Source organism: Hydrogenophaga sp. ZJX-1 (assembly GCF_048590325.1).
GTDB lineage: Bacteria > Pseudomonadota > Gammaproteobacteria > Burkholderiales > Burkholderiaceae_C > Hydrogenophaga.
The window spans coordinates 988,420-1,001,059 of record NZ_JBMBRA010000001.1 but is presented as its reverse complement, the minus strand read 5'-3'; the positions used below and the strand labels follow the sequence as shown (position 1 = coordinate 1,001,059).

Here is a 12,640-nt window from a genome sequence, read left to right as displayed (position 1 = left end):
ACGTATTCGAAGTCCACCGGCTGGCGGTTGATGCCCATGACCGGCGGCGCGATCCAGTTGGCGAACTTGCCCGGGTCGACCACGCGGCCCATCAGGCTGGCGACGAAGGCGCGGTCGCCTTCGCTGGGCAGCCAGTTGTCGCGGTTGGCGGCCCATTCGGACTCGGACACCACACGGCCGTCGGGCGCGACCTTCACGCCCTTCAAGAGGCCGATGTTGCGGTGGAAGGCCTTGTGCGGCACGGTGAGGCGGAACGGGATACCGGCCTTCTCGATGACCTTGTTCCAGCGCTCCACGCCACCGATGCTGTCCTTGATGTAGTCGTCGCGCAGCACTTCGTTGAGCGCGTTGAGCATCGGCACTTCTTTTTCGACGAGCTGGCCGTTCTGCACGTTGAGCACTTTGTAGAACTGGCCACGCAGCTGGTGGTCGTCGGTGCGCTTGCCTTCTTCGTAACGGCCTTTGAGGCCGGTGCTGTAGAAGGTGGCGGCGTTGCTGGACTCGTCGGCGCCGAAGAGGTCGATGGTGACCGAGAAGTGGAAGTTCAGGTAGCGCTGGATGGTCGGCAGGTCGATCACGCCGGCCGCGCGCAGCTTGGCCGGGTCGTCGGTCTTGAGCTCGTTCATCACCTGGCAGGTGCGGTTGATCACGCGGCTGACGCCCGACTCGCCCACGAACATGTGGTGCGCTTCTTCGGTGAGCATGAACTTGGTGGTGCGCGCCAGCGGGTCGAAGCTGGATTCGGCCAGGGCGCAGAGCTGGAACTTGCCGTCGCGGTCGGTGAAGTAGGTGAACATGAAGAAGCTCAGCCAGTCGGGCGTCTCTTCGTTGAAGGCTTCGAGGATGCGCGGGTTGTCGGCGTTGCCGCTGTTGCGCTCGAGCAGGGCTTCGCCTTCTTCGCGGCCGTCCTTGCCGAAGTACTTGTGCAGCAGGTAGACCATGGCCCAGAGGTGGCGACCTTCTTCCACGTTGACCTGGAACAGGTTGCGCAGGTCGTACTGGCTCGGGCAGGTCAGGCCCAGGTGGCGCTGCTGTTCGACCGATGCCGGCTCGGTGTCGCCTTGCGTCACGATGATGCGGCGCAGGTTGGCGCGGTATTCGCCGGGGATGTCCTGCCAGGCGGCTTCGCCTTTGTGGTCACCGAAGTGGATCTTGCGGTCGGCCTCGGCGGGGTTGAGGAAGATGCCCCAGCGGTAGTCGGGCATCTTGACGTGGCCGAACTGCGCCCAGCCCTGCGGATCGACGCTGACCGCCGTGCGCAGGTAGACGTCGAAGTTCTGCGAGCCGTCCGGGCCCATGTCGTCCCACCACTTGAGGTAGTTGGGCTGCCACTGCTCCAGCGCGCGCTGCAGCGTGCGGTCTTCGCTCAGGTTGACGTTGTTGGGGATCTTGTCGCTGTAATCGATGGTGGACATGGGGGTCTCCTGGGGGGTGTGCTTCAGACGCGGTTGAAATCAAACTGGGCTTTGTCGCCCTTGCCGTAGACCTTGAGCGCCCCTTTTTCGCCGACGGCGTTGGGGCGCTGGAAGATCCAGTTCTGCCAGGCGGTCAGGCGACCGAAGACGCGGGTGGCCATGTTTTCTTTCTGGGCGAAGCGCAGGTTGGCTTCCAGGCCGGTCAGGGCGTCGGGCGACATGGCCGCGCGCTCTTCCAGCGCCATGCGCACTTCGTCGGCCCAGTCGATGTCGTCGGGCGCCGCGGTCACCAGGCCCAGGGCCAGCGCGGCGTCGGCGTCCAGCGCCTGGCCGATGGCGCCGCGCGCGGCTTCCATCGGGCCGGCTTCTTCGTAGAAGCGGCGCTGCAGGCGCGACTGGTCGTTGACCATGGGCAGCAAGCCGAAGTTGAATTCGCTCAGTTGCAGCCGGGGCGCCTTCTCGGCGTCGTCGGGCAGGGTCAGCATGTAGGCGCGGTCGGCGCAGAAGGCCAGTTCGGCCAGCGTGCCGGCAAAGCAGGAACCCGACTCGATCAGCGCGAACAGGCTGCGCGAGGACACGTCCAGGCGGGCGAAGGTGCGGCGCAGCAGGCCGATGGTCTCGCGCACGAACCAGTGGTCCTTGTGCGCCAGCATCAGCGCGTCGTTGGCCAGCACGGCGGCGGCGTCGCCTTCGGTCTTGAGCACCCAGGTGCCGATGTCGAGTTCGTTGGTGCGCAGGTTGAGGATGGCGTCGTCGAGCTCGCGCGCCATCTGCAGTGGGTACCAGGCGGCACCGGCGGCTTCGATGCCGGCGATGTCGGTCGGCTGGGCGCCGCTCGGGGCTTTCAGGGTGATCGTGGCGTTGCGCCTGGCGCGGTCGATGGCGACGTTGACGTAGGTGTAGGCGATGCCGTCATCGCTGTCGCTGCGTTCGATGCGCGGCAGGCTCACACCCTTCGCACCGGCCGGGCGGTCGCTCTGGGCGGCCAGTTTCGTTGCGCGTTCGCTCACGGCGGCGGCGAACTGCTGGGGCTTGGCCACGGCGTCGACCAGGCGCCAGTCCACGGCCTTGCTGCCGCGCACGCCTTCGCTGGTGGTGCAGAAGATGTCGGCCAGGTCGTGGCGCACATGGCGTTTGTCGGTCACGCGGGTCAGGCCGCCGGTGCCGGGCAAGACGCCGAGCAGCGGCACTTCGGGCAGGCTCACCGCGCTGGAGCGGTCGTCCACCAGCAGGATCTCGTCGCAGGCCAGGGCCAGCTCGTAGCCGCCGCCGGCGCAGGCGCCGTTGAGCGCGGCCAGGAATTTGAGGCCGCTGTGTTTGCTGGTGTCTTCGATGCCGTTGCGGGTTTCGTTGGTGAACTTGCAGAAGTTCACTTTCCAGGCGTGGCTGGAGACACCGAGCATGAAGATGTTGGCGCCGGAGCAGAACACGCGGTCCTTGCCACTGGTCACCACCACGGTGCGCACTTCGGGGTGTTCGAAGCGGATGCGGTTCAGGGCGTCGTGCAGTTCGATGTCCACGCCCAGGTCGTAGCTGTTGAGCTTGAGTTTGTAGCCGGGGCGGATGCCGCCGTCTTCGTCGATGTCGATCGCCAGCGTGGCGGTCGCGCCTTCGCACTTGAGCTTCCAGTGGCGGTACTGGCCGGGATCGGTGCGGTAGTCGACCACCTGAGCCTGGCGAATGACGAAAGGATCGGGAGCATTCATGGGGCCATTCCTTGGTAAATGCAAGATGTTGAAAGCTGATTTTATGCATCATAATGCATGCACTCGCACCAGGTCAAGCATTTTAATGCTTCAATATTCCACCACCATCGACCCGTATGCAAACCAAATCAACTCAGCGTGCAACATGCAGCTTGACAGATCACCCCATTTCGATAGCCTTGCCAAGTTGCACAATAGTGCATACACATTGAACCACCAGGAGAGTCCGGTGAACCGCTGCCCGCAGGAAAAGGAGACGCCATGAACACCACCACCCTTTGCCACGTGGACTGGGCCGGCAGCGCCGTCGACATCGAAGCCCGGTGGGTTCCCGCCAGCGCCGCCGACCGGCCCCTGCTGGTGTTTCTGCACGAGGGGCTGGGCTCGGTCAGCATGTGGCGGGACTACCCCGCCCTGCTCTGCCAGGCGCTGGACTGGCATGGCCTGGTGTATTCACGGCCGGGCTACGGCCGCTCGACCCCCCGGCCCGCCGGGCAGCATTGGCAACCCGACTTTCTGGAGCGCCAGGCGAGCGAGGTGTTGCCAGCCCTGCTGCGCGAACTCGGCGTGCACCAGACGTACCGCGAAGTCTGGTTGCTGGGCCACAGCGATGGCGGGTCGATCGCGCTGATCCACGCTGCGCGCCACCCCGGGTCGGTGCAGGGCCTGATCGTGGTGGCGCCCCATGTGATGGTGGAAGACATTTCCGTCCGCAGCATCGAGCAGGCGCGCGAGGCCTACCTCCAGACCGACCTGAAAGCCCGGCTGGCCCGGCACCACCAGGACCCGGACTCGGCCTTCTGGGGCTGGAACGACGTCTGGCTGTCGCCGGCGTTCCGCGGCTGGTCGATCGAAGACCTGCTGCCGCTCATCCGCTGCCCGGTGCTGGCGGTGCAGGGCAGCGCCGACGAATACGGCACGCTGGCCCAGATCGAGCGCATCGGCGCCCTGACTCCGTTGGCCACGACGCATGTCATGGCGGGCTGCGGCCATTCGCCGCACCGGGACCGACCCGATGAACTGACGCTGGCCATCCGGGACTTTGTGTCACAGGCGCACCGCCCCGTGCAGTGACTCAGGAGCGGCTCCGAGCTGTGGACCTGTCGCGGGTCGGCAGCCGCCCCCTTCTGCGGACCCCGTTCAGATGTACGCGTTCACCGGCTTCGCATGCCGCATGTGCAGCGACAGGCCCAGCGCGGCCATGTGGTTGCTGTTGCGGCCCAGGATCTCTTCGCTCAAGGGAAGGAACTCGGTCTCTTCGAAGGCTGCATGCGCCTTGTATTCGCTCACCAGACGGTGCAACTCGCTCACATCAAGCTTGGTGCTCTGGCCCTTGGCCACCGGCTTCAGGCCCTTCTCAAGTTGTTTCCACAGGACCTCGATGGCTCGGTGCTCGTCGGTCAGGCGCTTGGCCATGGCCTTGACGCGCTCCAGCTCGGCGCCCGGCTGGGCGCTGGCGATCACCGCAGGAAAGAGTTCACGCTCTTCTTCCAGATGGTGTTCGAAGATGGCTTCGCGGAAAAACTCCAGCGACTCTTCGGCGATCTGGCGCGCCCTGGCGGCGGGCTCCAGCAAGGCGGGCAGTTCATCCAGTGCTGTCAGGCGCTTGACGATACCGGCGTGGCAGTCGGAGAAATTGTTCAGGGGCTCGTCGGTATTGACAGGGGTGTTCATGTTGGCTCCTCATGGGCTTTGAGCCGTGAATCCGCCGCGGAAATTCGACAGCATACTCACGGTCCAGAAGCCAGTCTAGAGACTGGCGGTTTCTCGACCTTGACGCATGTCAAGGGCTGCCCCGTCTCAGTGCGCACCGACGGCCGCTTTGCCTCGGATGCGGCTCCAGGCGTTGAACACCATCACCACGACAGCACCAGCGGCAAAACCGGCGAGACCGCCCAGCAGGCTGTTCGTCAGGCTGGCCGCCCAGCCCAGTCCTTCGGCAAACTGTTCGATGCCGTGACCGATGACAGGTATGCCGTGCACCAGGATGCCACCACCCACAAGAAACATGGCAGCGGTGCCGAGCACCGACAAGGCCTTCATGAGCCAGGGCGCGAAGGCCAGCAGGCCGCGACCAAATGCCTGCTTCCAGCTGGCGGCCTGGCGCGCGAGGTACAGGCCTGCATCGTCCAGCTTCACGATACCGGCCACAAGACCGTAAACACCCAGCGTCATCAGGATGGAAATGCCCACCAGCACCGACACGCGCTGCCCGAAACTGGCTGCCGTCACCGTGCCCAGTGTGATGACGATGATTTCGGCCGAGAGGATGAAGTCCGTGCGGATGGCGCCCTTGATTTTTTCCTTCTCGAACGCCACCAGATCCACTTCTTCATCGCTCACGGCCTTCACCAGTTCGGCATGGTGTGCGTCGACTTCCTCTGGCTTGTGAAAGAGCTTGTGCAACAGCTTTTCCGCGCCTTCGAAGCAGAGAAACAGGCCACCGAGCATGAGCAGCGGCGTGATGAGCCAGGGCACGAACGCACTGATGGCCAGCGCCGCCGGCACGAGGATCGCCTTGTTCAGCAAAGACCCTTTGCACACCGCCCACACCACGGGCAGTTCACGGTCGGCTTTGACGCCGGTGACCTGCTGGGCGTTGAGCGCGAGGTCGTCACCCAGCACGCCGGCCGTCTTCTTGGCGGCCATCTGCGTCATGGCGGCCACGTCGTCGGCGGCCGAGATGCCCTGGCGGGCGGCGACCTTGGTCATGACGGCCACGTCATCGAGGATCGTGGCGATGTCGTCGAGCAGCATGAGGAGGCTGGAAGCCATGGTGGATGATTCTCAGAAAAGAACGGCAAAGCGTGACTCTATCAGCGCCGCACCGCGGATGCAGCGCCGCACCTCAGGCGACAGGCCAGACCAGAGGAAAGCTCGGTGCGTCCATGGGGGCTCCCTCGGGCAGGCGCGCTTCCAGTCCCGGGAACGGCGGCGAGGTGCGCCAGGGTCGCGGTGCATGCACCGCATCGTCACCCAGGTAGCGGGCTGAAAACACCCGGCGCCGCGAACCGGGCCCTGTGCCGCTGGAGGCGTGCAGGCTGAGCATGTGGAAGGCCACGCAGTCGCCCGGCTCCAGCGCCCAGGCCAGTTGCTTGTAGCGGTCCGGCTCGGCATCGATGAGTGGCAGTTCGGCCAGCGTGCCGTCCGGGAACCACCTGGCCTGCTGGTCGCGAAAGGTGCGAGGCATGTACCAGGTGCCCGTGTGCGAACCCGCCACGAAGCGCAGCGTGCTGGCCAGCGGCACCGGGTCCACCGGAATCCAGAAGCTGACGTTCTGCAAGCCGCCGACGTTGTAGTACGGCTGGTCCTGGTGCCAGGGCGTGGGCTGGCGCGTGCCCGCTTCCTTGACCAGCAGGTGGTCGTGGTACAGACGCACCGCCCGGCTCTGCATCAGCTGGGCAGCGATGTGTGGCAGTGCGGATTCGCGCAGGATCTGCTGGTAGGCCGGGTTGCTCGGCCAGGTGCAGAAATCCTCAACGAAGCGGCCCGGATCGTCGGGCTCGCTGGCCACCAGGCTCAGCGGGCTCAGGTGCGCGAGGTTGTGCTCGATGCCGGCTTCCAGCTTGCGCAACTCTTCGGCGTTCAACGCGCCGCGCAACACCACCGCACCGTCGCGGGCATAGGCCTGGACGGCATCGGCTGCGATCGGGTGTTGACGCGGCATGCGTTCAGCCAACGAACTTTCTGGCGTTGCGCCAGATGCGCATCCACGGACTGTGGGCGTTGATATCGCCACTGGTCCAGCTCATCTGGATGTTGCGGAACACGCGCTCGGGGTGCGGCATCATGGCCGTGAAGCGGCCGTCGGCGGTGGTTACAGCTGTCAGACCGGCCGGGCTGCCGTTCGGGTTGAACGGGTACTGCTCAGTGGCCGCGCCCGCGTTGTCCACGAAACGCATGGCCGCAATGGCCTGCGCCGGGTTGCCGCGGTGCTTGAAGTTGGCAAAACCTTCGCCATGCGCCACGGCAATCGGCAGGCGGCTGCCGGCCATGCCCTGCAGGAACAGGCTGGGCGAATCCAGCACTTCCACCATGGACAGGCGGGCCTCGAAGCGCTCGCTCTGGTTGGTGGTGAAGCGCGGCCAGGCTTCGGCGCCGGGGATGATGTCGGCCAGCTCGGCGAACATCTGGCAACCGTTGCACACGCCCAGGCCGAAGGTGTCGGCGCGGCCGAAGAAGCCCTGGAACTGCTCGGACAGCAGCGGGTTGAAGGTGATGCTGCGCGCCCAGCCGATGCCGGCGCCCAGCGTGTCGCCGTAGCTGAAGCCGCCGCAGGCGACCACGCCCTGGAAGTCGGCCAGCTTGGCGCGGCCGGTCTGCAGGTCGGTCATGTGCACGTCGTAGGCCTCGAAACCGGCCTGGGTGAAGGCGTAGGCCATTTCCACGTGCGAGTTCACGCCCTGCTCCCGCAGGATCGCGACTTTCGGTTTCGACAGGTTCAGGAACGGCGCGGCCACGTTGTCGACCGGGTCGAACGTCAGGCTGACGTGCATGCCCGGATCGGCGGGCAAGCCGGCGGCGGCGTGCTCGCTGTCGGCGCAGGCCGGGTTGTCGCGCTGCTGGTTGATCTTCCAGCTCACGCTGTCCCAGACCTGGTGCAGGTCGAACAGGTTGGCGCTGAACACGGCCTTGGTGTCGCGCCAGACCTGCAGCTGGCCCTTGCCCACGTCCATGCCGGACGACGCCGGGCGGGTCTTGCCGATGAAATGGCTGTGTTTGGACAGGCCGTGCTCGCGCAGGGTCTGCATCACTGCGTTGCGGTGTTCGGTGGCCACCTGCAGCACCACACCCAGCTCTTCGCTGAACAGGGCCTTGAGCGTGAGTTCCTGGCGGCGGGCACCGACCTGTTGCGCCCAGTTCTTGGCGTCGCCGCTGTCCATTCGGCTGTCGCTGATACCGTCGCCTTCGGTGACGAGCATGTCCACGTTCAGCGCCACGCCCACGTGACCAGCGAAGGCCATTTCGGCCACGGTGGCCAGCAGGCCGCCGTCCGAACGGTCGTGGTAGGCGAGGATGCGGCCCTGGGCGCGCAAGGCGTTGATGGCGTTGACGAGGTTGACCAGGTCTTTGGCGTCGTCCAGATCGGGCACGGTGTCACCGAACTGGCCGAGCACCTGGCCGAGCACGCTGCCGCCCATGCGGTTCTGGCCCTTGCCGAGGTCGATCAGCACCAGCGTGGTGTCGTCGATCTGGTTGTTGAGTTGCGGCGTGAGCGTGCCGCGCACGTCGGCCAGCGTCGCGAAGCCGGTGACGATCAGGCTCACCGGCGAGGTGACCTTTTTCTTGTCCGCACCGTCGCTCCACTGCGTGCGCATGGACAGGCTGTCCTTGCCCACGGGGATGGAAATGCCCAGCGCCGGGCACAGCTCCATGCCCACGGCCTTCACGGTCTCGTACAGCGCGGCGTCTTCGCCCGGCTCGCCGCAGGCGGCCATCCAGTTGGCAGAGAGCTTCACGCGCGGCAGCTCGATGGGCGCGGCCAGCAGGTTGGTGATGGCCTCGGCCACCGCCATGCGGCCCGAGGCTGCGGCGTTGATGCCGGCCAGCGGCGTGCGCTCGCCCATGCTCATGGCTTCGCCCGCGAAGCCCTGGAAATCGGCCAGGGTCACGGCACAGTCGGCCACCGGCACTTGCCAGGGGCCAACCATCTGGTCACGGTGCGACAGGCCGCCCACGGTGCGGTCGCCGATGGTGATGAGGAAGCGCTTGGACGCCACGGTCGGGTGGCTCAGCACGTCGATCACGGCCTTTTCCAGCGACACACCGGTCAGGTCCATCGGCTGGAACTCGCGCTGCACGGTCTTGACGTCGCGGTGCATCTTGGGCGGCTTGCCGAGCAGCACGTCCATGGGCATGTCGACCGGGCTCTCGTTCCCTTCGTCCACCAGCGAGAGATGGCGTTCTTCTGTCGCCACACCCACGACCGAAAACGGGCAGCGCTCGCGTTCGCAGAAGGCCTGGAACTGCGCCAGCGACTCGGGGGCGATGGCCAGCACGTAGCGTTCCTGGCTCTCGTTGCACCAGATTTCCTTGGGTGCCAGGCCGCTCTCTTCCAGCGGCACGGCGCGCAGATCAAAGCGGGCACCCCGGCCAGCGTCGTTCACCAGCTCGGGGAAGGCGTTGGACAAGCCACCCGCGCCCACGTCGTGGATGAACAGCACGGGGTTCTGATCACCCTGCGCCCAGCAGTGGTTGATGACCTCCTGCGCCCGGCGCTCGATCTCGGGGTTGCCGCGCTGCACGGAGTCAAAATCCAGCGAGGCGGCGTTGGTGCCGCTGGCCATGGAACTGGCGGCGCCGCCGCCCATGCCGATCTTCATGCCCGGGCCGCCGAGCTGGATCAGCAGCGTGCCGGCCGGGAAGTCGATCTTCTTCGTCTGCTTCGAGTCGATGACGCCCAGGCCGCCCGCGATCATGATGGGCTTGTGGTAACCCCGGGTCACACCGGCCACGTCCTGCTCGTATTCGCGGAAGTAGCCCAGCAGGTTGGGTCGGCCGAATTCGTTGTTGAACGCGGCGCCACCCAGCGGCCCCTCGGTCATGATCTGCAGCGGGCTGGCGATGTGCTCGGGCTTGCCGCCCGGCTGATCGCTCATGCCGCCCCAGAGCTTGGAGACGGTGAAGCCGGTCAGGCCGGCTTTGGGCTTGGAGCCGCGGCCGGTGGCGCCCTCGTCGCGGATCTCACCGCCCGCGCCGGTGGCGGCGCCGGGGAACGGGGAAATCGCTGTCGGGTGGTTGTGGGTTTCCACCTTCATCAGGATGTGGTTGATGGCGGTCTGGCTCGCGTAGGCGGGCGAGGCACCCTGCACGGCGCGCGCCACGAAACGCTCGACCTCGCTACCTTCCATGATGGAGGCGTTGTCGGAATACGCGACGATGGTGTGCTGCGGCGCCGTCTGGTGCGTGTGGCGGATCATGCCGAACAGGCTCTTGTCCTGCGCCACGCCGTCGATGGTGAACTGCGCGTTGAAGATCTTGTGGCGGCAGTGTTCGCTGTTGGCCTGCGCGAACATCATCAGTTCGACGTCGGTCGGGTTGCGCTTCAAGCCATTGAACGCGGCGACCAGGTAGTCGATCTCGTCATCGGCCAGGGCCAGGCCCCATTCGACGTTGGCTTTTTCCAGCGCCGTGCGACCACCACCCAGCACGTCCACGTGCTCCATCGGTGCCGGGTGCAGTTCGGTGAACAGGGCTTCGGCCTGGCTGCGCTCGGTGGTCACCACCTCGGTCATGCGGTCGTGCAGCACATCGGCCACGGCGCGCAGTTGCTCGGCGCTCAGGCTGGCCTTGCCCAGCAAACCGCTCTTGAGACCAATGCGGAACTCCACCAGCCGCTCGACGCGGTGCAGCGCCAGGCCGCAGTTGTGCGCGATGTCGGTGGCTTTGGAGGCCCAGGGCGAGACGGTGCCCAGGCGCGGCATCACCAGCAGGGCCGGGGCGCCGGCCTTTTCCAGCGCCAGGTGCGCCTCGGTGGCCGGCTCGCCATAGGCCATGAGTTGGCCCACGCGGTCCAGCGTGGCCGTGTCGTGCTCGGCGTCGAACGACGCCAGGTGCACGAAGCGGGCCGAGAGGCCGGTGATCTTGTCGGAAATGCCCGCGAGACGGGGCAGGATTTGCTGGACTTTGAAGTCGCTGACGGCGTTGCCGCCATCGAAGAAGCGCAGGTGCAGGGTCACGGTGGGTGGCCTTGGGGCTGGCGGGCGCAGAGTGGCCCGGGGGATGGGTGGAAACCCGGCATTTTACCCGGGGTGCCCTGCCACCCGCTGCGCCGAGAGTGCAATGAACTCAACTGGCGGAACGCGTGCATCCACCAGCACACGCCGGGGATCCGGCTCCGCCGGTCCAAGGGCGTGGTCCCCCTCGGGGGGAGGCCGCGCAGCGGCGCAGGGGGTTAAAAGTTGTAGCCGACGCTGACCTTGATCACCGGCAGCACCTTCGCGCTGTCCAGATCGTCCTGCACCTTGCGCTCTTCGGCCGCGATGGCGGCGGAGGCGCCCGGCTGCGCCAGCAGGCCGCCGGAGCCGGTCAAAGTGACCTTGGGCTTGCCAATGGACACGCCCAGGTCCAGACCAAAGGTCCAGCCCGGCTGGTTGAAACGTCCATGACCCCAGCCCACGCCCAGGTAAGGCATGGTGTTCGGGTACTTGATGGTGGCCAGCAGCGAGTTGCCGGTGGCGCTGAAGGTCTGGCCATCGATGGTCACCGTGCCGTCGGTGGTCTGGGCCTGCAACGCAGCGGAAGAACCGGTGAACGTGGCGCCCGCGACCAGGCGGAAGGTGCCGAGGAACGGGCGGAAGTCGGCGAACACGCCGTTGCCGCGCAGCTTGAGGTCGCCCTTGTAGGTGATCTGGTCTTCGGTGTAGGTGTCGGAGGTCGTCAGCTGCGCCAGTTCGCCACGCAGACCGAAAGCCGGACCCACCGGCAGGTTGAGCCCCAGGCCGAGGCCACCCGTGCCCGCCACGCCATACACACCGATGCCCTGGGCCATCGCCGAGCCCGACAGCACAACCAAGGCCAGACCCGCTGCGTGCACTTTTTTCATCGAAAACCTCGCTTGATGGATGGAACTGCGCGCGAGTATAGGTGTGCACCTGATCATTCGGGTCCGCATTGACCCTTCGTTTCAAAGCGTTGCAGTCCGCAGGATAATCGCTTCCCATGAGCATCACCTACAAAGACGAAGCCGGCATTGCGGGCATGCGCGTCGCCGGCAAACTGGCCTCCGAACTGCTGGACTACCTCACGCCCCACGTGGTGCCCGGTGTCACCACCGACGCGTTGGACAAGCTGGCGCACGACTACATCGTGAACGTGCAGGGCGCCATTCCGGCCCCGCTGAACTACGCGCCCTCGGGTTACATCCCCTACCCCAAGAGCATCTGCACCTCGATCAACCACCAGGTCTGCCACGGCATCCCGAACGAGAAAGCACTCAAGAAGGGCGACATCCTCAACGTCGACGTGACCGTCATCAAGGATGGGTGGCACGGCGACACCAGCCGCATGTTCATGATCGGCGGCGAACGCGCGGCCTCGATCGCAGCGAAGCGCCTGTGCGCCATCACCTACGACGCGATGTGGAAAGGCATCGTCATGGTCAAACCCGGCGTGCGCCTGGGCGATATCGGCCACGCGATCCAGGTGTTTGCCGAAGGCAGTGGCTTCTCGGTGGTGCGCGAGTTCTGTGGCCACGGCATCGGCCAGAAGTTTCACGAAGAACCGCAGGTGCTGCACTACGGCAAGCCCGGTACGCTCGAAGAACTCAAGGCCGGCATGACCTTCACCATCGAACCCATGATCAACGCCGGCAAGCGCGACATCAAGGAATTGGGCGACGGCTGGACCATCGTCACCAAGGACCGCTCGCTGTCCGCCCAGTGGGAACACACCATCCTGGTCACGGAAACCGGCTACGAAGTGCTCACGCTCTCGGCCGGCAGCCCGCCGCCGCCCGCGTTCGTCACGCCCGCGGTCACCCCCACCGCCGCCTGACCCGTGACGGGCCAAAAGGAAAGC

9 protein-coding genes are annotated in these 12,640 nt (G+C 66.0%); 2 read left to right on the top strand and 7 right to left on the bottom strand.

All coding sequences use genetic code 11. The features are described 5' to 3' along the window. Positions 1-1,415 (bottom strand): benzoyl-CoA 2,3-epoxidase subunit BoxB (gene boxB, locus ACN5W5_RS04855; RefSeq protein ID WP_420047410.1); only part of this gene is annotated, 1,415 nt, incomplete at its 3' end. 23 nt (positions 1,416-1,438) lie between these two features. Further along, a complete protein-coding gene (boxC, locus tag ACN5W5_RS04850) occupies positions 1,439-3,121 on the bottom strand; it encodes a 2,3-epoxybenzoyl-CoA dihydrolase (protein WP_420047409.1) in 1,683 nt (560 codons plus the stop codon). A gap of 261 nt (positions 3,122-3,382) precedes the next feature. Between boxC and ACN5W5_RS04845 the strand changes: the two genes are divergently transcribed. Further along, entirely contained in the window at positions 3,383-4,195 is an 813-nt protein-coding gene (locus ACN5W5_RS04845) for an alpha/beta fold hydrolase (RefSeq protein ID WP_420047408.1), read from the top strand. Between the two features lie 66 nt (positions 4,196-4,261). On the opposite strand, the gene ACN5W5_RS04840 is transcribed toward ACN5W5_RS04845, so the two are convergent. From ACN5W5_RS04840 to ACN5W5_RS04820, 5 genes are all read right to left on the bottom strand, one after another. Next, positions 4,262-4,795 (bottom strand): hemerythrin domain-containing protein, encoded by a 534-nt coding sequence (locus ACN5W5_RS04840; RefSeq protein ID WP_420047407.1) that lies wholly within the window; start codon positions 4,793-4,795, stop codon positions 4,262-4,264. A 126-nt stretch (positions 4,796-4,921) separates the two neighbouring features. Continuing rightward, positions 4,922-5,896 (bottom strand): DUF808 domain-containing protein, encoded by a 975-nt coding sequence (locus tag ACN5W5_RS04835; RefSeq protein ID WP_420047406.1) that lies wholly within the window; start codon positions 5,894-5,896, stop codon positions 4,922-4,924. Positions 5,897-5,969: 73 nt separating this feature from the next. Beyond that, positions 5,970-6,788 (bottom strand): phytanoyl-CoA dioxygenase family protein, encoded by an 819-nt coding sequence (locus tag ACN5W5_RS04830; RefSeq protein ID WP_420047405.1) that lies wholly within the window; start codon positions 6,786-6,788, stop codon positions 5,970-5,972. 4 nt (positions 6,789-6,792) lie between these two features. Next, entirely contained in the window at positions 6,793-10,800 is a 4,008-nt protein-coding gene (gene purL, locus ACN5W5_RS04825; RefSeq protein WP_420047404.1) for a phosphoribosylformylglycinamidine synthase, read from the bottom strand. A 215-nt stretch (positions 10,801-11,015) separates the two neighbouring features. Continuing rightward, positions 11,016-11,666, bottom strand: coding sequence for a hypothetical protein (locus tag ACN5W5_RS04820; RefSeq protein WP_420047403.1), 651 nt, complete (start codon positions 11,664-11,666; stop codon positions 11,016-11,018). Positions 11,667-11,782: 116 nt separating this feature from the next. Between ACN5W5_RS04820 and map the strand changes: the two genes are divergently transcribed. Continuing rightward, on the top strand, positions 11,783-12,616 hold the full coding sequence (gene map, locus ACN5W5_RS04815) for a type I methionyl aminopeptidase (protein WP_420047402.1): 834 nt from the start codon (positions 11,783-11,785) through the stop codon (positions 12,614-12,616). Positions 12,617-12,640 lie beyond the last annotated feature (24 nt).

Excerpts from the sequence above, each read along its gene's own strand:
- ACN5W5_RS04820 (WP_420047403.1), bottom strand. The coding sequence starts at position 11,666 with ATGAAAAAAGTGCACGCAGCGGGTCTGGCCTTGGTTGTGCTGTCGGGC.
- boxC (WP_420047409.1), bottom strand. The coding sequence starts at position 3,121 with ATGAATGCTCCCGATCCTTTCGTCATTCGCCAGGCTCAGGTGGTCGAC.
- ACN5W5_RS04835 (WP_420047406.1), bottom strand. The coding sequence starts at position 5,896 with ATGGCTTCCAGCCTCCTCATGCTGCTCGACGACATCGCCACGATCCTC.
- ACN5W5_RS04840 (WP_420047407.1), bottom strand. The coding sequence starts at position 4,795 with ATGAACACCCCTGTCAATACCGACGAGCCCCTGAACAATTTCTCCGAC.
- map (WP_420047402.1), top strand. The coding sequence starts at position 11,783 with ATGAGCATCACCTACAAAGACGAAGCCGGCATTGCGGGCATGCGCGTC.
- ACN5W5_RS04845 (WP_420047408.1), top strand. The coding sequence starts at position 3,383 with ATGAACACCACCACCCTTTGCCACGTGGACTGGGCCGGCAGCGCCGTC.
- ACN5W5_RS04830 (WP_420047405.1), bottom strand. The coding sequence starts at position 6,788 with ATGCCGCGTCAACACCCGATCGCAGCCGATGCCGTCCAGGCCTATGCC.